Annotated in this window: 10 protein-coding genes; 1 reads left to right on the forward strand and 9 read right to left on the reverse strand. The window is 46.4% G+C overall.

What is annotated here, in order from left to right; all coding sequences use genetic code 11:
- The first annotated feature begins 121 nt into the window (after nt 1-121).
- Nucleotides 122-9046 carry a Tc toxin subunit A-related protein gene (locus tag IXB50_RS00995; RefSeq protein WP_215607074.1) on the forward strand — a complete coding sequence of 2975 codons (8925 nt, stop codon included), beginning with the start codon at nt 122-124 and terminating at the stop codon, nt 9044-9046.
- Here the strand turns inward: IXB50_RS00995 and IXB50_RS01000 are convergent.
- The 9 genes from IXB50_RS01000 to pbpC form a co-directional block, all read right to left on the reverse strand.
- Nucleotides 9043-14814 (reverse strand): alpha-2-macroglobulin family protein, encoded by a 5772-nt coding sequence (locus tag IXB50_RS01000; RefSeq protein ID WP_215607165.1) that lies wholly within the window; start codon nt 14812-14814, stop codon nt 9043-9045. The genes IXB50_RS00995 and IXB50_RS01000 overlap by 4 nt on opposite strands.
- A 178-nt stretch (nt 14815-14992) precedes the next feature.
- Nucleotides 14993-15346: a HepT-like ribonuclease domain-containing protein gene (locus IXB50_RS01005; protein WP_215607075.1), complete on the reverse strand. Its 354-nt coding sequence runs from the start codon at nt 15344-15346 to the stop codon at nt 14993-14995.
- Entirely contained in the window at nt 15343-15642 is a 300-nt protein-coding gene (locus IXB50_RS01010; RefSeq protein ID WP_215607076.1) for a nucleotidyltransferase family protein, read from the reverse strand. The genes IXB50_RS01005 and IXB50_RS01010 overlap by 4 nt, the downstream gene beginning before the upstream one ends.
- Entirely contained in the window at nt 15639-16901 is a 1263-nt protein-coding gene (locus IXB50_RS01015) for a restriction endonuclease subunit S (protein WP_215607077.1), read from the reverse strand. The genes IXB50_RS01010 and IXB50_RS01015 overlap by 4 nt, the downstream gene beginning before the upstream one ends.
- Nucleotides 16882-17277 carry a type II toxin-antitoxin system VapC family toxin gene (locus tag IXB50_RS01020; protein ID WP_215607078.1) on the reverse strand — a complete coding sequence of 132 codons (396 nt, stop codon included), beginning with the start codon at nt 17275-17277 and terminating at the stop codon, nt 16882-16884. Before IXB50_RS01020 ends, IXB50_RS01015 begins: the two co-directional genes overlap by 20 nt.
- Nucleotides 17277-17528, reverse strand: coding sequence for a hypothetical protein (locus IXB50_RS01025; RefSeq protein WP_215607079.1), 252 nt, complete (start codon nt 17526-17528; stop codon nt 17277-17279). Before IXB50_RS01025 ends, IXB50_RS01020 begins: the two co-directional genes overlap by 1 nt.
- 26 nt (nt 17529-17554) lie before the next feature.
- Complete coding sequence (locus IXB50_RS01030) at nt 17555-17827, reverse strand: hypothetical protein (protein ID WP_215607080.1); 273 nt, start codon at nt 17825-17827, stop codon at nt 17555-17557.
- 195 nt (nt 17828-18022) lie between these two features.
- The gene (locus IXB50_RS01035; RefSeq protein ID WP_215607081.1) at nt 18023-18160 is read right to left on the reverse strand and encodes a hypothetical protein; all 138 of its coding nucleotides are present in this window, start codon (nt 18158-18160) and stop codon (nt 18023-18025) included.
- 226 nt (nt 18161-18386) lie between these two features.
- Nucleotides 18387-20771, reverse strand: coding sequence for a penicillin-binding protein 1C (pbpC, locus tag IXB50_RS01040; RefSeq protein ID WP_215607082.1), 2385 nt, complete (start codon nt 20769-20771; stop codon nt 18387-18389).
- Nucleotides 20772-20842: the final 71 nt, after the last annotated feature.

Raw genomic sequence — 20842 nt, forward strand, 5'->3', positions numbered from 1 at the left:
AAACTGTTAGTTTGATTTTCGTAAATTAGCTTTATTAGCAACCATTTTACAGCATATAACTGTTGTCCCTTAATGTAGCTTCTTTGTTTGCTGCACCAGCAACACTCAGGATAATCTTCCCATGACAGATCTCACCGCCATCAAAAATGATAGCCTTTTGACCACATTCTTTGATGCAAGTCATAACCCAGATTTTGACTTAGTCAACTTTGACTTTTTCGATAAAGCCGCTGAGGACGCTTTAAAGTGGAGTGGGATAGAAGATAAGAAAAAGGTTCTGGAACGCCTCAAAGGCTACCATAGACTATTAAACCTTGGTCTTACTGGGCAAGAAGCAAAAACGTTATTAGATCCTGAACCACCACAAGCATCTGATGACGCTTCATCTCCCGACCCTGCCGCAGATGCCTTCATGGTACCATCAACTCCAGGTCCAGAACTAGATGCTGCTTTATCAGCAGAACGTCAACCAACAAAGGTTAAAAAACTTGATTCAGCCGTCGCCATCGCCTCACTCCCTGAAGAAAAATTTATCCAAGCATCTGGTCTCGACCCGGCAAAAGCCAAAGTAGTCCATCAGAATGCCAGCAAAACTGTTGCTGGCGAGATGGTGCTATTCGCTAATATTATGGAGGTTGCTTCCCCTCGGTATGAAACTGCTCAGTTTGATAATTCAGAGTCACTGCGCAACTCATTTAAATCGCTGCCCAGCTATCAAAACCTATTTGGCAGCCAAAACTTTCTCCAATGCGATCCGTGCCAGTCGATTTTTAGTCCCGCTGCCTATTTTGTCGATTTAATGCGGTTGTGCGATCAAAAGATCACACAAAAGAATCAAAAAAGTATTCCCGATGGGTTACGACTGGATCAGCGACGACCAGATTTATTCAACAAACTTCAGCTAACCTGTGACGAGACTAAAAATACTGTCCCGTACACCCAAATTATCAATGAAGTCTTAGAAGAAAAGCTTAAAAACGACCTTGGCCAAGATGTCTTTAAATATCTTGCTACGGCAGATTATCCGCGAAACTTGCCTTTTAACTTAAACCTCGAAACAATTCGGACTTACCTGGGACATTTAAACACTAATCTTGCTGAGATTTACCAAATATGCACTCCCCAAGACTCTCACAATATAGCTTGGGCACGAGAATTTTTGGGCCTTTCTCCAGAGCAATATACGTTAATAACAACGTCACAGACCAATCCTGATAGCTTAAAGAAGCGCTACGGCATAGAGACTAATAATGCTCCAGGGGATGATTTATGGGGATTAGTCGAAAAAGACACCTTCCTAAAGCAAATAAAGCTTTCATGGCAGGAATTAAATGATTTATTTTCTCAAAACCTATCGTCAGAAGAATCAAACGATGAAAACAAAAAAGGAGAAATTCAACGTGGTTTGGCTCACCGATTTTATATCAATCGGAAGCTTCTAGATAATCAGTATTTGCATATAGCCTATGATGACCAGAAAAAGACAACTGTACTTCAAAATCTACGTTTAGATGAACTTGATCGTATCGATCGCTTCGTGCGCCTCGCTCAAAAACTAAATTGGTCATTTGCTGATTTAGATTGGGTACTGACATCCATGGGGACTAATGGCAAAAATGCTCAAGGTGCCCAAAAGGATATCGATGAGGCGACTATTATCACCATTACCAAAATCAAACAACTGCAAGCTCAAACTAAGCTGCCTTTAGATGTACTGTGCAGTTTTTGGCATGACATTAAAACCATTGGTAAAGGGGATAATAAAAATAAACCACAAGATCTATTCAATCGTGTATTTAATAATCCCTTTATAAGTCCTGGTGCAGAGTCACTTAATTTAGAGGCTCCGCAATCATGGAAATGGGAAATCGATAAAATTACGGATGAGGAACAGCAACAGAAATCTAGACTAATTAGACAACGCCTCCTTGGAGCTTTAAAGCTAAGGGATGAAGACTTAACTAAACTTGCCAAGCAAGTTTGGGGCGACTCAGAAAGCCTATCTAGTCAGGAGCAAACAGAGCAAACTCCAGGACTCATATTAAACCTTTCTAACTTATCCAAACTTTTCCGATCTGCTCTTATACTTCAATTACTCCAAATTAATATCGATGAGTATCAACTGCTGTTGAAAAGCTTAAACAAGCTCCCTCAACGTCAAGATAAACTCAAAATTGATCAGTTGCAAATTGATCAATTAATTGAAGTTATTGATATTGTTACATGGCTCAAAGGTTCTGGCTTGAACATTTATGAGCTTGATTATATTCTTTATGGAACAGAGCATCCTTCTGTTGAAGCGCTTTTGCCAGAAGAGAAGCTGACTACCTCGATGCAGTCCTTGTGGCCAACAGCATGGCAACTTTCTCCAGAAGAGTATAAGTTGATCACAACAGAAGATCCTAAAAGAGAAAGTTTAAATAAGCGCTTCCAGGTTCAAATAGGCAATGAAGGTGATGACACCTTTGGTGGATTAACGAATAAGCAAGTATTTCTCGATAAAATCGCTCTTTCTGAATCGAAACTAAAAGAATTACTTTCCAATCAAAGATTTTATATTAACCAACCCTTACCGGATAAAACATTTGTCAGCCTAGACGAAGACGTAATCAACAACCTCAACTTAAGGACATTAGATCGCATTGACCGTTTTTTGCGTCTTGCCCGTGCAACAGGTTGGTCTTTTGCTGATTTAGATCGAGTGCTAACAATCCTCTCTGAGAAGTATAGCGACAGAGAGGCGATGGAAAAAGCCATCCAAATCAAGCAATCTCAGACACCACTTGATCAAAAATTGCAGGGAGATGTATTAATCAAACTCCTTGGAAAAATTAGCCAGGAATTCAATGTAAAACTCGCTCATCATTTTGGTATTGAGCCAGAACTATTTGCAATTTTGGCTCAGATAGGTGCAAACGCTATAGAGGAGAAGGACTACATTCAACTTCTCTTGACTCAAGTAGACACTGAAAAAGAAGACTGGCAGAAAATTACTGCCTGTTTGAAATCCATATCGAGATGGCATTTGCTAGTTAAAAAGCTGTCACTAACTGAAACAACGCTCAGGAGTATTTTTACTTGCCCCAAAGCCTACAATATTGATTCTTCGTACACGCTCAACATTCAAAATATCCAGACTATTTACAAATGCAAAAATAACTTGTTAAAAGTCTTCAGAGGTTCTGAAGAAAACCTCTTTAAGTTTTTTAATGAAGGCCCTTCTCCGTTCCGATACTGGCCCTTAGATGAGGGAGAAGGACATCAAGAAGTCCTCGAACAAACAAATAAAAGTAGCAATAGATTAGATGGAAATTTCACCTGGAAAAAATCTACAGATTTCCCTGGAAGTACCCTTAGAAACGTATTGATTTTTCATAACCAAAGTACTTCCATAAAGATTGGCTTGGCTTCATCTCTAAAGTTAATTGAGAGTGACTTTACTGTAGAAGCTTGGGTCAATCCACAATATATTAATCGATACTCTCATAGTAATCCACTATACACACAAAGTATTCTCGGTGTAATATCAACAGGCATGGGGGATGAATCAAACGCATTACTGTCTCTAGGAATTAGTGGCAACAAAGTTCAACTAACATTTAATGGTGGCCATCTTAATGGCATTGGGTTAATTGGAAAGAAAGAACTTGAAAATAATAAGTGGTACCACGTTGTATGGCGATATGATGCTTCTACTGAAGAGCAAGCCATATTTATTAATGGAGTTATAGATGCTGTAAGAACAGAAGCTAAACCTTTACAGGAGTATGGTCAAGAGGTTTACATTGGTTTTAGTCATGCTCAAGGATGGAATCATTTTGATGGTTATATCACTGATCTTCGTATTTGGAATAAGGCGCTTAGCAACAACCAAATCTCAGAACTTTTCAAATATCCAACAATCTCTAGCCGACTTGCACAAGCTACAGGTTGGCCATTAGATAAAATTGACCATGCAGTAGTCAAAAATAAAACTGATGCTCTCTACAAGTCCGTTGAAGGATTGTTGAAGATCGGGCGCTGTATCATACTTTCCGACACTCTCGGTTGTAGTGTAGATTTTCTAGGTGTCTTGTGCGATCTAGTAAAAAATAGCTCAGCAGCGGAGAATTGGGAAACCTATAAGCAGGTAGCTAATGCAGTTATTTCCCTCACAAAAGCCAAGCACAACGACGAAGAATGGACAAAAGTATTCAAAAAACTCAATGGTACTCTCGAAGAGCGCAAAACTAAAATTCTCACCGGTTTTGCATTGCATAAACTTGGCTTTGATAATCTTCGCAAACTGTCAGAGTACCTGTTGCTCGATGTAGAAATGACCAGCTGTGCCTTTAATTCACGCATTCAGCTTGGTATTCTATCACTACAAACCTACCTGCAGCGCTGTCGTATGGGCGTAGAAACAGGCATCATCGATGTCGATATTCCTGAGGTGTGGTGGGAGTGGATCCCCAACTATCGTAAGTGGGAAGCCAACCGTAAGGTATTTTTATATCCCGAAAACTATATCGATCCCAGCCTCCGGAAAGATGCCTCTCCTCAGTTTAAAGAACTACAAGACGAGCTATTACAATCAGATATTACAGCAGATACAGTCGAAACAGCCTATCGACATTACTTCGATAAGTTAACCGAGATATCTAACCTAAAAATAGTTGATGCTTGCCGTTCCTCAGTTAAAACACCTAAGAGCAAGGAGATGATCGACACTCTATTCCTTTTTGGAAAAACAGTTGCCCAACCCCATACCTATTACTATCGGCATTGTGAGCGTCCTACATCCAAGAAGCCTTCATGGAGCTATTGGGAGAAAATAGAGCTGCCAATTGACTCAGACTATATTTCATCAGTCTATGCTTTTAATCGCTTATTCATTTTTTGGGTAGAAATCGATGATTCTCGGCAAGAAACGAAAACAAAAAAAGGAAAGTCTTTTGAGAATAAAGAACAAGCAGCACAGAAGAGTAACTTCGCGACTCTATCTGTGAAGTATTCGTTTCTTAACGCTAGTCAAAATTGGGTTTCACCTCAAATCCTAGTTGAGGGTGTGCCATTCAGGTTCTTTAAATTCGATAAAATTGAGATACCTTATAGCTTTTGGCAAAAAATTCACCCTGCAGCGATGAAGAATGAAAATTCTGAGGTTATAGCATTACTATTTGGTGACTTAAAATCTGTACCAAAACATAAACTCCAATATCGTGAAATAGCTGAAAAGATTGTTGGGCCAATGTATGCACTCAAACAATTGACTAAGGGTGATTCTAAATCTGACTTGTACTACCCTGTGATCAATAAAAATCTAAAAATAGGTGAAGCTAAGATAAATGATGTTTTTAAGTTGAGGCCTGGTTTCGAGTACTTTTCTGGTTCGTTAACTAATTTTGCCAGATTTTACTTGGTGGCTATTACACCAGCTTTAACAGCCTTTGGCAATGAAAATATTCAAGAATATACACTCATTAATAGCAAATCCCTAGATTTGATTGTAAATAGCTCCCAACAAGACTTTTACCTTTTGCAAGATAATGAACACATTACAATTAAACGTTTATCCACTAGCTTGCCTCAATTATTTAGTCAAACTTTGTTAACTCATGGTATAGACGGTTTAATTTCTCTCGCTTCGCAGCAAATTTCCGAGCCGAATTTTCCGTTTGTGCCGGATCATCAAAGTCAAGATTTTGATGATGCTTACGGTGCTTACTTCTGGGAAATCTTCTTCCATATTCCTTTTTTAATTGCTTCCAACTTAAATTCTCACCAACGCTACAACGAAGCACGTCAGTGGTATCAATACATTTTCAATCCAACTCAACTTCAACTCCCTAAAGCAATCAGTTCTTGGTCATTGGATGAAAAAGAGAAAGAAGGAGCAACTATTTATGATAAGGAAAGAAAGCTCGATGGTACTTTGCATGGAGAAGCTCAGTGGGAAAATGTTGGAGACTTTCCAGGTGCTGCTTCCAAGTCGGTTTTAAAGTTCAATGGAGCCAATACCCGCATAGAGCTTGCCAATGCACGATCTTTGAGTCTGTATGATAGCGACTTCACCGTAGAAGTCTGGATAAAATTTACACAACCTATTACCGATAAAGATTATTCAATTCTCGGGATGGTTGGGACTCAATCTCTAAATAATAGAGTATTCCACTTGATTATCAGAAATAACAAACTATTTATGAGTTTTTATGGAAATGATTGTCAAGGAAATACCGCGATTCAAACAGATAAATGGTATCAAACAGTATGGCGCTATACAAAATTAACTCAAGAACAAGCCATTTTTATTGATGGTCGGTTAGATGCATCTTCTTCAGGACGACAACCCTTCAAAGGAACTGAAACAGTAAGTCTTGGTGCCTACGCATGGGGAACCGATGGAGCTACCTGGTTTGAAGGTCATATGACTAATGTTCGCATTTGGAATGTGCCTCTTAGCAACGAGCAGATCCTTCAAAGTTTTGAAGATGTGACAGTGACAACTCCATCAGATCGTTTCTGGCGATTCTTGCCATTCCGGGGTCAATCTACCCAAAAACTCAAGCAGCTTCTAACTAACGACGCAGCCATCCAAGCTTATAAAGAAAACCCCTTTGACCCCCATGCCATTGCAAGCCTGCGAATTGGCGCTTACCAAAAAGCCGTGGTAATGAAATATATCGACAACCTGCTCGACTGGGGAGATGCATTATTTACAAAAGATACATGGGAAGACATTTCCCAAGCTACAACGCTTTACCTTCTTGCCTACGAACTACTCGGTGCCAAGCCCAGAAATCTAGGCGATCCACCTGAACAAAAGACTAAAACCTTTGCAGATCTGCGGGATCGGGATCTTACAACACCTACTTCTGAATTTCTTCTCAATCTAGAGGACAGCCGCAAAGAGTACCAAGAATTTATCAAACAGTTTGGTACTGATGGACCTTTTAATGCTCTAGATACTTATTTCTGTATTAGTGAGAACCAAGAGTTTGCTCAATACTGGGATCGGGTTGAAGATCGCCTCTTTAAGATCCGTCACTGCCAAAATATCAAAGGCATCGAACGTCAATTGGCTCTATTCTCTCCACCCATTGATCCTAGACAGTTGGTACAACAATCTGCTGCGGGAGCTAATATACTCTCTCTCTCAATGGCAGATGTCATACCGCACTATCGCTTTTCCTACCTGCTAGAACGTTCTAAAAGCATGGCATCCACCGTCATTCAACTCGGCTCCACCCTATTAAGCACCCTAGAAAAAAAGGATGCAGAAAAACTTGCCTTACTGAGAGCCACTCAAGAGCATACATTGCTGCAATTAGTTACCAAAACTAAGGAAAAACAAATCGAAGAAGCTAAAGTTAATTTAGAGTCTCTGAACAAGAGCTTGTCATCAGCAAGCGATCGCCAACGTCACTACCAAACTTTAATCGATAACAAAATTAATATTTGGGAAGTTGCTTCTTTAGCGCTCTCGGCTGATGCCTTGCGGTATCAATTAGGGGCTAACGTGCTTCGAATCCCCGCAATTGCTGCATATGTGACACCTACTATATTTGGCGCTTCTACTGGGGGTATGCAACCTGGTAGTGCAATTAGCACATCAGCTAGTGTGATGGATAGTATTGCTGGCTCAATCAATCAAGGCTCTTCTATGGCTTCAATCCTTGCCCAATATCAACGCCGCCAAGAAGACTGGGAACTCCAACAAAAAATGGCAGACTGGGAACTTCAGCAGCTTGCAGAGCAAATCAAAGCTGCCCAAGTACGAATCGAGATCGCCAAAGCCGAACTCGACGTTCACCATAAGAGCATCCAACATTCCCAACAAGTCGAACAATTCCTCAAAGACAAATACACCAACAAAGAACTCTATCAATGGATGGTCGGTCGCTTATCCAGTCTCTATTTCCAAACCTACAAAGTCGCCCTGGAAATGGCCAATGCCGCCCAAAAAGCCTATCAGTACGAACTCCGCACAGACAACACCTACATTCAACCCACCCACTGGGACAGCCAGAAAAAAGGCCTCCTAGCCGGTGAAAGCCTGATGCTAGGCCTGAACCAATTAGAAAAAGCCTATTTAGACAGCAACGAACGCACGTTAGAAATCGAGAAAACCATTTCCCTACGTCAACTCAACCCACTCGCGTTCCTCAAACTGATCCAGGAAGGCAATTGCAACTTTAATTTTGACGAAAAACTCTTTGCCCTCGATTTCCCCAGCCACTACTGCCGCCAAATCAAAACCATCTCCGTGTCCATTCCTGCAGTGGTCGGCCCCTACCAAAACATTAACGCCACCCTCACCCAAACCGGTGACAAAGTATTGATCAAACCTGATCCTAAAGCACTACAGTGGTTGTTGACTGGGGATGGAGAAGAACCCGATACAGGAACAATACGCCAAAGCTGGCGACAACACCAACAAATTGCCATTTCCAAAGGAACCAACGATAGTGGTCTATTTGTCCTAAATTTTCAAGACGAACGTTACCTTCCCTTCGAGGGCACAGGCACCATTTCCAGTTGGAAACTTGACCTACCAAAAGCCAGTAATGCCATCGACTTTAACAGCATTACCGATGTTATCATCACCCTCAGCTATACCGCCCTGGAAGGTGGCTCCACAATTAAAGAAACTGTTTCCAAACACTTTGGACCATTTACTGGACAATTCGCCCTGGACTTGAAACAAGAGCTACATCAAGCTGCGAAGGACACTAACGAACTATCTTTTCCTGTATCGCCTAACCTATTCCGTCACGGACTGCAAAAACTCAAGGTTTCTCAGGTTCATTTACTATGGACCACCTCTGAAAATTCTTCTGCCCCTGTCACTCTGGAGATTCCTGGATATCAGAAAGCGGAGATAACTCCTCCAAACGAAGCTAAAGGTGTTTATATGCTCACGTTTGAGCCAAAACCAGCTCAGGGAGGAAGTACCGATAAGCTAACCCAGCCGTGGAAGCTTTCGTCATCAAATCTACAAGACACGATAGAGCTGGCAATGATAGTCACCTATGAAGGCACTATTAATTGGGGAAACCAGATCTAAGCTGCTGACTGTACCTCTAATGTTGCAGTTACCGCCCGACCAAATTCTTCGGGGGTGTACTCCAGCTGCACCTCTGAACCAGGCCAGAGGAATGTGCCAGGGGTGACAGAGCGGACCAAGTAGTGGAGGGTGTAGACGCCTGTATCTAGATAGTCTGCGTAGGCGAGGATGCGATCGCGACCCAGCTGCTGATAGCCAATCTCCCAACTATCCTGCTGTGGCTGGAAGTAGGCCGTACTCGTCTGAAATGACGTGTCAATCGGTTCTAATCCTGCAGGCAGAGGATCCGTAATCACCACATGGTTCACCGGATGATCACTAATGATTTCCAGACCCACATCAAACACTTGTCCCACGTCCAAGGAGAGATTCTTTTTCATAGGACTCAACCCCATCTGATAGAGCACCTCGGACTCATTGGCGGGACGCACGGTGCGGGTCACCCGCAGGCCCTGTAAACGACCAGGGGGATTCCCCTTGAGGCGATAGCGATAGGCCGTGAGGTAGTGCAGTTCTCCTTCACCAGTCTTGGTTAATATCAAATCAGACTTACCATTGGGCAGCTCTGCCATCGGCACAGACAACTCTGCACTCGGTTGCTGATACCCTTGAAACTGTTGTTGAATCAGGGACTCTCCAGCCAGCTGCACCGTAGCCTCAAAATTAGGCGGTTCCGGCAGCCGTTGGGCATAGGTTACCAAAGCGCTGAGGGCCTGGGCATTGTTGTAAGGAAATCCCCAGCTGTCATCTTGCCGTAGTGCCAACAACCCATCGACAATGCGGTCCAATAGCTCAGGACTGCCCTTGCGAGCAATAAACAGATTTAACACCTCCGCCTGGGCCGTCACCGGAGAATGACACCAGCCCCAACCACTAGGCAGGTTCACTGTGGCACTGCGGGCCGTTTCATACACAGATTCTTGAATCTGTTCTGCTAAGACATCAGCTTCATCCTGCCAATTCTCCAGGCGGGACAAATAGCGCGCCAACTTGATCTGTCCCACCCAGTCAAACTGTTGCCGCTGGTCATACAGGTACGACAGAAAATCCTGCCGCACATCACCCAGATCGGCCAGGGCCAACAATGTTTCTAACCGAATCTGGCTCTTGCACTGAGATGACGTACACCAGTCCACCTGTCCTGGATTTTTCAGTAGCTCCGAGAGATATTTCTGGAGCTGACTGGTCAAGGCTCCATCCACTGAGAATCCAGCCGCTTTAGCCTGAGCCAGGGATCTCGCCGCGTAGGGAGTGACAAAAGGATCCGAGGTATCTTTGCCGGGCCAACTGGCAAAGCCACCATCCGGACGCTGGAGTAGTTTGATGCGTTGCATTGCCTGATTAGCTTGTGCCTTAGCATCAAACCCATCCAGCACCTGGCCATAGGTCTGGCTGAGAATTTGTAGATTGGCAGCAATGCTCAATTGGCTAGCCACCGTGGAGAGATTGGGGAGCGACTCGATCCATTCCATCTGTTGAACCGGTGCTTTGATATCCGTCAGCAGGGTACTGGAAAGAGACACCTCTAAACCGCCCATATCTGGCACCACAGTTTTGTCAACATTGAGGGGAATCGTGACCGAGTCTGTCGTTACCCCAGCCTCCACCACCTGTTCTGTAATCGTCAGTGGTTTGACTGGCAGTGGCAGCTGGAAACCATCACTGTGATCCCCTAACTGAGTCTGAAACTGGATCTGGGCGTCCCCTGCCGTTGTCACCGCCATGGGGAAACGATAGGCTTGGGTGCCTTTTTTACCGCGTTCTTCCAGGGTGGTGCTAGACTCTCCATCTGCAAAGCTCAGACCGCTAGCCGCATCTCCTTGAATCTTGAGCTGGCCCTGTTGGTCGGTGGTGTTGGTCACCGATAAACCCGCCATCATGCGATCGCCAGGACGAGCAAACTGAGGCAAAATCGGCGCAGTAATCAGGGGCTGAGTGGCTACAAATGTAGCATCGCCATTACCAAAGTGCAGATTGCCATCAGTGGCCACCACCATCACTCGCCAGGTGGTGAGATTATCCGGCAGGGTAAAGCTCACCTGCGCCTGGCCCTGATCGTCTGTCAGTATCGAACCGTTGTAGTAAGCCAGCGCCTGAAAGTCTTTACGAATGCGGGTATTCTCCCCCCCGGCGGAGAAACCACCGCCGTAGCCCCAGCCTTTCTCCAGGGGAGAACTCAGTGGTCTGATCACCACATCCGAGCGATTATCGGCAAAGCGGGTGGAAATAGCCTGTTCAGCATAGACAGTCTCCACCAAATCCGGCGGGCGATGACCACTCAGCTGCAGCACCGCCTCGTCTACCACCATCACCGTAAACTGTCCGGCAACCGGCTGGCCTTTGTCATCTTTCAAGGTGAGATTTAGGGTTTGTTCAGCAGCAGGCAGAATCTCTGATTGGGTTGGTGAGATTTCTGGCTTGAGATAGCGATCTGCCAGATCTACCTGAAAGGGAGCAAACCCAATACTGGTTAGATCCTCAAGATTGTTCAATTCAACTGTTTCCAGCGACTCCCCCTGACGGACAAGAACGACTTCTACGGCGGCATTAGGCAGCATGGCTGGAGTAACGGTGAACTGTACCTGGGGAGCCCCGCCGCTGACGGGCACCACCTCTTCATAGAGAGTATTTTGACGAACGACGGCAAAGTACAACTCCCCTGATTCATAGGGAGATTGGATCATGGCCGTAGCGGTTTCTCCAGGGGTATAGCTGTCCTTGTCCAGCTGCACTGCCAATCGATTATTGTTATAGCGACTGCCCCAGTAGACGGGGTTAGCCCCTGCCACCCAAATGCGAGTATCCGTAGCAGAATTCTCATCACCATTGGTAAAAGTGGCTCGAATCCGGTAGGACCCCGCTTCCTGAGCCATCAGCTGAACTGTTGTGGCCGCGTCTCCAGAACGCACCGACACCTCATCTACCAGCTCATATTCCACCTGGTAATTGGGACTAATACTGCCCTCGATTAACTGAGTAACACTGCTATAGGTCATCCGCTCCAGCAACAGCTGCACCGACTGACCCGCCTGGGCTTGTCCCATGGCATCAGTCACAATTACGTCCACATCAAAGGCCTGGTCAGCATCAGCGATAAAATCAGTCTGCAGACCAATGAGATATTTCCCTGGCAGCACGGTCACGTCTTTGGTATCGGCCACCGATAGATTGGAGACATCCACCACCTCAGCATCTAATCGGTAGGTCATAGGATAGGGCAGGTCACCAGCAATATCTACTGATAGCTCACTTTGTCCCTGGTCATTCAAAGTTGCGCTCGTCTGTAACACATCACTGGAAACAATGGGACGTTCCTCTGGCCAGTACCACCGCCGACCAAAGGAGAAGTCTTCCCAACCCTCTGGCAGGAATGTTGTCGGCTGACGAGTCACATAGTAGTTGATCTCGCTACCCTGCACCGGAGCTCCAAACAGATAGTTACTATCTACGTTGGCAGAGACACTCTCCCCTGCTATTGCGGTTTCTTGATCAAGACTTAAATCCACCTGGAAGTTAGGTGGTTTAAATTCGGCTACTCGTAACTTGCCTAACAGCTCCACTCCATTTTTAGCCGTAGCCACCACCGAATAGTAGCCCAGGGGCTGATCGACACCGATATCCCATTTCACCGAAAAAGTACCAAAGTCATTGGTGGTCTGAGTACCCAGGTCAATTTCATCCCCCTCAGGTCCCCTTAACTTAATGCTGTAGGGACTGTTTTTATCCTGGCGCAGACTGCCCTGTTGCAAATAATAAGCATTGCCCGTCAGCCAGGCACTCTCTCCTGGTTGATAGAGAAAACGGTCTGAAAAGACCGTGCCGCGAGAGATGGGTTGACTCCCCTCCCAGCCTGCATAAATGCCATAGCGGGAACTGCCTGTGTAGGGGGTGGTCCGGGCAAAGGCCCAGTCTTTGTTTTCACGGGCAATGACCAGCAGTTCTGGGGGGTCGTCAAACGTCTCAGCCCCGTTCATACAGGTTTTGAGGGCCTGGGCATTTAATTTGAGGGTGCCACTGTTGTCAGTTTTGCCTGTGGCACAGGGCTGTGGATTGCCCGTAGGGGGATTACCGTCATAGGTATAGGAGCGATAGATAGTGATGGCAGACTGCTGGGCGGCTGAGCCATCGGCTAGATGATGGACCCGCACCTGGCCTGAATCAGGGAACCATTGGGCAAAGACACCCAGGTTAGTGAGCTGCACTAGGCCATAGTAACTGGGTTCATACCAGCTCTGGGTGCCATTGCTGTCGTAGGTGCTGGTGCGGGCGGTCACACCATAGGCCAACATACCGGTATTGCCACCCAGCTGTTCCCGCAAAGGTACCGGAATATCCGCAAACGTATTTTTCTCAGCTGCCACAGCAAACGAGGACCAGGTACCACGGTCTGGCAACAAATTCGTTTTGTTATCGCGGGGATAGGCAGAATCCGTTTTAACTAAATCCGTTGGCTGAACCACTTTGTAGGCGGCTTTATAGGCTCCGTCTGGCAGGTTCACCGCCGATAGGTTGAGCTGTAGATCCTGACTGGCAGGAAAAATGTTGAGCCCCGTAGGAGCCCAGAGATCACCGGTCAGATCGCTAGGGGTATAGTTCACCGTCACCGGGCTGCCCAGGGTTTGACCAAAACGGTCTTCTAAATCGGCTCCAATGGTGATGGTGTAATTGGTGTTGGGCTCCACCGACCAGGGATTGAGGCTCACCCAGTTATCATTGTCGTAGGCTCTAACTAAGCGAGTGTCTGCTTTAACAGGAGGATCGATCGTAATTTGTTCAGCAGCGGTTTCAGCCAATAATCCATTATTAAACTTGAGCTGGCCCAAACCATTGGTAAATCGACCCGTCGCTCCCCCTGCCTGGCCTGCTCCTGCCATCTCCAATGAGTCAAAGGAGAGGGGACTGTAGGTGGTAATCAGACTATCGACACTGTTGACCGTCGGCAGATTCCCACCAGCAGGCTGTAATCCAGGTGCGATGGCAAGAAAGTATTGAGTCGCTTTTTCAAGCGGACGCTTTGGGGTGACATGATATTGCCAGGGGCGGGCTGAGGCATCAAACTGCTCATGGGGATAGAGATGATCGTCTTCGTATGCAGCTTCCACCACCCGCACAGGGATGGAATTCTCTTGATCGTCAGTGGAGAGGTTTAGATGTTTGTTAAGAGAATCTAGATCTAGTCGAACATTGGAGTTAAATTCTAGGACGGGTTCTAGGTCAATCGGATTATCAGCTGAGCCGCGCCGGCCATCAACGCCAGGAAGATTAGTGATTTTAATCGGTTCTGTGGTGAAGGTCCAGGCAAAGTCTTGGTCTAGCCTATGACCAGAGAGATCTTTGAGACCGGCTTTGAGGGTAACCCGTACCCGAGTGGCTTTGGGAATGGCGCGATCGGCCTGGAAGCCGACCATGCGGGGGGTGAGAAAGCGAAATTGGCCGGGGATGGGGGGAAAGACTTCGAATTTTTCTAGAGTGGCTTTGCGATCTGGACTCTCCAAACTCTCCACCGCCACCAACGGCTCCGCAAACCGAATCCGGATCTGGGCCAGCGTTTCGGCCTGGCCTATAGGACTAAACTGCTCAATCCAGTCAGGCAGTTCCGGCTCGGTTACTTCTGCGACTGCTGGCAATGGCTCGGGGGCTGGGGGTAGTGTGTTTTGATCCTGTGTACGTAGGGTATTAGGACGATTACAGGTAGCCAGCACCAATGTTAGGACAAGGCCGATCAATCCATAGATGAACAGCTTTCGTAACTTTCGCATTTCCAACATTAAGCCCACCACTGGCCACACTTCCTTTGTGATATCCAATGGGATTAAGCAAATTGCGGAAATGCCTACAATTCTTAATTGGTTTAGAGATGATACTGGCAGTGCTGTTCATATAATGCGTTCGATGAAATCTATTGCAAACTCGAAAAAATAAGAAAGTATGAATGTCTGGGCTAGCCTAATCTTCATTTTCTAGCTGCGCTAGCATAGCTTGGATAACAGGTTGCAGCTGTGGTAAGTCTTGTTGGGCCGTATTCCATAGGATTTCAAGCTTGACGCCAAAGTATACATGGATAAGCTTGTCGCGCATTCCTGCAAAGCCTCGCCATGGGATATCTGGGTATTGCTCAGTCAGGGATGGCGGAATTTGTTTGATGGCTTCGCCAATGACTTCCAGAGCACGGATCAGGGCAAAGATGGTTTTCTCGTCAGATTGAAAATCATCAAAGGTCATACCGTTGATAAATCGTTCAGCGGCGGCAATATGATTCAAAATATCTTGTAAGTAATCGCGAATGTCCCGCTGAGTCATAGGTAAATTACCTCTTCTAAGATCTTTTTGCCAATATGTGGTTTCAATGCATCTTTCATGACCAGATCAACTTTTTGACCCAGGCTATCGCTTAGCTGATTTTCAAGGGTACAGAAGGTGACCAGGCCAAAGGACACCTCTGGAGCAAATTCGACCAGGATGTCGATGTCGCTATTTTCGGTTTGTTCGCCGCGCACGTAGGAACCAAAGAGACCAAGCTGGGTGACTTGGTAGTCTTGCTGGAGTTTGGGTTTGAGGTCTCGGAGTTTGATTTTCAGGGTTTCTAGGGTGTTCATGGTGGGGTGGGGGATGTATGTAAATTTGAGATTGAATTGAAAGTTCTATACTTGACAATTGCCTGATTAATGTTCCATTCAGAGAAGATGGCAGAGACTAAAGAGACTTTGCCTAAAGGAGGACCGACTATATTCATTAGAACATCACCAGGTAGCACCTGAGAGCGTTTCAGAAAGCCATGGTGTCTGCTGTCATTAACAAACGTAGGATTGATGAAGAAGTCCAGGCTGCCGACATGGGTTAAGTTATAGACTTTGATGAAAGGGATATCGCCAGTATCTTCAAATAACTCTCCTTTTTTGGGTGTTGTACCCTTTGTAATAAAATCTGAAATACCTTCTGCACGAATATAAGGCCAATCATTTGGAACAGTTGGTAGTTCGTTTAGCTCATCATCACTAATTGGCTTTAATTCCTTGAACTTTTTCTGCTTAGTGGGTTTATTTCCTACCTTCTCATTAGCCTCCCAAACATCAACTTCTACTTGCCAAACTTCCAATGCTTTCTGATAGTGCTGTTCTCGCTCGGCTTTAATTTGGGCCAACAGCGTTTCTGCCGATTCCAGCTTGCCCTGCTGTTCCTCGCGCCACTGGGCCGTGAGCTTGCCCTCAAACGCCCATTTCAGAACCGCCTGACGGTAGATCTTGAGCTGCTGCTGGGTAGTTTTGAGGCTTTTGATTCCCTCATCCAGCTCAGAAAAAAGCTCCTCGATTTTGTCTACGATACGTTGTTGTTCAGCAAGGGGAGGTAACAGGAAATTGAGATCTGAAAGTTGCTTCTTGGTAACCCCATTGATAGTAGTTCCACGACTTTTATATTTAAATTCTCTGACAGCTAATGACAAATAATACAAGGCATACTTGTTGTAGATTGCCTTCCCATTCGTTTTATCAACCAATCCTTGAGAATCTTGACTAAAACAAATTTTTTTATTGGTTAAAGTTAGCTTGCCTAGTCCAACGCGCGTAACAACAACAACAATAGTGCCAGAAGGAACTAGATTCGTGGTCGAGTTGTCGATTGCATCTGCTGTAATAAACTTTCTCGGTGCAATTCGATCTAAGTTCTGAATGTCTGCACTTGTAATCCATGGAAAACTACCATTCCAATATTCTTTTAGCTTTGTAGAAGGTGTTCCTCCACCAATAAGAGTATAAAGAGAGCCTACAGTCTCACAAGACCATCCTTCTGGAAGATTTCGATTTCTTTGGCTTATCTCGATGTTGGTTTTGGGATGTTTAGCAGTACCAATCTTCAATCGATAAACCTCCCACTCTGGAAAACTCCTTCACATTATGTGTGATAAGCGTCGCATCCTGAGCCATCGCCACCCCAGTAATTAAAGTATCGATAGGTCCAATAGGCTGCCCCATACTTTCTAACCGCGCCCGAATCTGACTAGCCACTTTAGCCGCTTTCTGATCAAATGGAAGAATTATAGATTGACTCGTCAAACTTTCGAGTAACTGTTTCCGACGAGTCGGATTTTGAGACTTTGCAATACCTACATACAGCTCATACAACACAAGCGTTGAAATGCCAACTTCACCCGACGAGACAGATTGCATCCGCTCGCCTATCCGTCCCATTCCTTTAAATAAATAGATCAGCGTGTTTGTATCTAAGACGTACATCAAAACTGTTCCCGTACAACATCCTGACCCATATTTGCCCTGAGTTCTTCAGCTGTAGGGAAATCTGGCCAAGCACCAGCGCATTCTTCTACAACAGCTTGCCATTCTGCTTGTGCATCTAGATGCTCTTGGGTTTTGCTTTTTTGAGTCGCCTGCCAATCTAGAAAATTGACAAATTCTAGAATTATCTGTAGCTGAGAAACTGACAGCCGTCTGAGCTTATCAACAATGGTTTCAATCAACGCATCCATAAACGTTTTACCTCCCTATAGAAAGCCTAACCGCCAACCTCGGTTATTGCATTTATTTTTGCTAGTTTCTTGCTAGCAAAGGCAGCACTCGAATTAGGCAAATGGGCAAATCGCCCCTTGGCAGACCGACTCAGTGTCAACCGCTGTTCACGAGCCAATCTATGCGCATCATCATTTGCGAGCTGCTCTGACCGTGCTTGCTGCCAATCTAGAAACGTGACAAATTCCAAAATCGTTTGCAATCTAGCACTAGATAACCGCTTAAGCTTGTCAAGAATAGTTTCAATCAACGCTTCCATAGACTGCTCTCTCCGTTATTACGCTGCCGTCGTTTCAAAAGCTACGTACATCCCCCTAATATTTCACATGGACATGGGGCGGAGCATGATCGTTATAGTTCATTAAAACAATCAGTAACCCTTTGCTAAACGGATGAAAACCTGGTCTTTGTGTCATCTTACGCAACCAATGCCTCATTCATCTCTACCAAGATCCTATCTATAATTTACCGTATCGATCACCTGCTCATGCACTTTCCGCACATTTTCCAGGTAGTCGATCACCTCCGTCGTAAACGCACTGGCTGCCTCCCGGATCCGCGACCGCTGGGCCGCCTGCATCTGCGAATCCAATACCTTATCACTCAGTTACCTTATCACTCAGTTCTAGACCCGTACGGGCTCTAGCCTCAATTTCATCCGAATCATAGGTGTTGTACAGCTCGTTCCTGAAAGGTTTCAGGGCGATGGAAGGAAAATACGGGGCGCGATCTCGGCTTCAGTGGGTTGGATGCTCGCCATCGACATTGGTGCAACATCTGAGTATTAGATGTCCTGCAGCCATAATGATAATTGTTGTTCACTGACTCTCTCGGAGAGAAAATCCGGATCGAACAGATTGTTCTTCTGCCAGGGTGACCTCAAACTGCACCTGGGCTTGCTGGTTACCGCTACGGGCATCTAAACGCCACTGCCCTGGCTGCATCGGCCAAAATAAAGAAGATTTATCGGCAGCCAGGGGCTGACCATTCAGCCGCCATTTAACCGATAGGGGTGGCTGGGAATCTCTTTCAGCCACCCGAAATTCCAGACGCTGGTCTTGATCATCTGGGTACAGCAAAAATCGACTTCCCGGCTTAGGAGAGACAATCGTTAACCCTGTGCTAGCTACTTGCATATCAGTCTGGCTTGCTGCTGTGGCATTCTGTTCATAAGCCGCCAAATCTTCCAAAGCAAAGTATTCTTGCACAACAGCGTCACAGTCAGAGGTGGGCCTTTGTCCCGTTAGGGCACAGATAGGTCGTTTTACCATGCCAGCGGGTGGAGTAAACCGATCTGGCTCCTGGGTCTCATGCAAATGCACCATAATCCGATGCCAGAGGGGAGCTGCCCCCGTAACGCCTGAAACATCCTGCATGGGGGTGCCATCAAAGTTACCGACCCAGGTGGCGACGGTGTAGTCAGAGGTGAACCCGACGGTCCAGGTATCGCGAAAATCTGAAGAAGTGCCGGTTTTAACAGCGGCAGGAAACGGCAGGTTGAGGACGGAGTCTACACCGAAGGCAGAGGCGCGGGCGTGGGGGTCGGCAAGGATGTCGGTGATCAGGGACCAGGTGGGTGAAGGGGAGAAAGGGAGTAGGGGAGTAGGGGAAAGGGAACTGTAGGGGCTGGCCTTGTGCCTGCCCTTTGCAGAGGCATTAGGCTCACCTGATAATGTCCAAGCAAAAGAAGTGTCTCCCAAGGAGCCTGATTTAACAGGAGACAAAGAAATCCTAGAATCACCCTGATGAGCTAGGGTTAAATATGCCTGCGCCAATTCCCATAAGGTGACTTCGCCACTGCCTAGAGCCAGACCTAAACCATAATGGTCAGGAGATTTATCCAAGTGACTAAAACCCAGCTGGTGTAAGTATTCTAGAAAGTCATCAACCCCCACTTTCTCCAAAATACGTACGGCAGGAACATTAAGAGAATTTCCCAAAGCTGTTCGCACCCGCACAGGTCCCTGAAAGGTCTCACTAAAGTCTGTGGGACTATAGAGCTGAGCCCCCGGAATCCCATAGTGGGTGGGTACATCTGCCAGGATGGTGTTGGGCTGAATCACATCCTGTTCTAATGCCAGCTGGTAGAGAAAGGGTTTGAGGGTGGAGCCTGGCTGGCGCAGGGCTTGAACGCCATCGTTCTGGCCGGTTTGTTGCGTAGAGAAATAACTGGGCGAGCCCACATAGGCCAACACCTCGCTGGTGGCATTATCAACCACAAGAGCAGCTGCATGACGAACATTTTTGGCAGCTAAGCCTTGAATAGCTTGTTGAACCTGGGCGGTGACAAAACGCTGAAGGGAGATATCGAGGCTGGTTTGAATCTGGGCAGCATGTTCTGGGGGGAGCTGGTCGGCTAGCCAAAAAAGAAAGTGGGGGGCTACCAGAACGTCTTGATCGATGGGTTGAAGTGCAATGGGTTGATCATAGATGCGCTCAGACTGATTCTGGGTGAGCGCCCCAGCTGCCACCATGCGATTGAGCACATACTGTTGTCGTTGTTTGAGGTCATCCCAATTGGTGTAGGGGTTGAGGGCACTGGGGGCATTGGGCAGAGCGGCTAGTAGACTAGCCTGGGCCACGGTAAGGTCAGCGGCAGGCACACCAAAGTAGACACGGGCAGCCGCTTCAACGCCGTAGATGTTGCCCCCCATGGGCAGTCGATTAACGTAGGCGGTCAGGATTTCATCCTTGGTCATGCCTGCGGCCAGTCGCCAGGCGGACCAGATTTGTTGTGCCTTACCGACAAATGTGCGGGGCACGGGATCGACCATGCGGGCCAACTGCATGGTCACGGTGGATGCGCCACTGACAATGCGACGGGTACGCATAGCCTGTAGACTGGCGCGAGCTAGGGCCTGTAAATCAACCGGACCGTGTTGATAAAACCGTCGGTCTTCAGCGGCGAGAATGGCCTGGCGAAAGTGAGGAGAGACCTGGGATAGGGGGACAACGGCGGTGTGTTCTTGGTCGCGGGAGAGGAGGGTGCCGAGGGGGAGGTGGTTGCGATCGCGAAATTCCACTGCCTGATCCACCTGAGCTAAATCTACCCCATGCACAGGGACCCAATCAGGTATGCCTCGCACAATCACTCCCAACAGCAGTCCAACCAGCAGCAGAAATAAGCCAGTTTTCACCCGCCAACCCCGTCGCCATAACCAACGATAGCCTTTTATCAATAAGCGCTGAAGAGATTTCAGCATAGCGATTTTCAGACAAGTCCCAGCAGCAACATGGATCCCTTTAGCTCGATACTGCGCCAAACTCCCCAAAA

It is taken from the genome of Leptothoe spongobia TAU-MAC 1115, assembly GCF_018739885.1.
GTDB lineage: Bacteria > Cyanobacteriota > Cyanobacteriia > Phormidesmidales > Phormidesmidaceae > Leptothoe > Leptothoe spongobia.

Excerpts from the sequence above, each read along its gene's own strand:
- IXB50_RS00995 (WP_215607074.1), top strand. The coding sequence starts at position 122 with ATGACAGATCTCACCGCCATCAAAAATGATAGCCTTTTGACCACATTC.
- IXB50_RS01000 (WP_215607165.1), bottom strand. The coding sequence starts at position 14,814 with ATGTTGGAAATGCGAAAGTTACGAAAGCTGTTCATCTATGGATTGATC.
- IXB50_RS01005 (WP_215607075.1), bottom strand. The coding sequence starts at position 15,346 with ATGACTCAGCGGGACATTCGCGATTACTTACAAGATATTTTGAATCAT.
- IXB50_RS01010 (WP_215607076.1), bottom strand. The coding sequence starts at position 15,642 with ATGAACACCCTAGAAACCCTGAAAATCAAACTCCGAGACCTCAAACCC.
- IXB50_RS01020 (WP_215607078.1), bottom strand. The coding sequence starts at position 17,277 with ATGTACGTCTTAGATACAAACACGCTGATCTATTTATTTAAAGGAATG.
- IXB50_RS01025 (WP_215607079.1), bottom strand. The coding sequence starts at position 17,528 with ATGGATGCGTTGATTGAAACCATTGTTGATAAGCTCAGACGGCTGTCA.
- IXB50_RS01030 (WP_215607080.1), bottom strand. The coding sequence starts at position 17,827 with ATGGAAGCGTTGATTGAAACTATTCTTGACAAGCTTAAGCGGTTATCT.
- pbpC (WP_215607082.1), bottom strand. The coding sequence starts at position 20,771 with ATGCTGAAATCTCTTCAGCGCTTATTGATAAAAGGCTATCGTTGGTTA.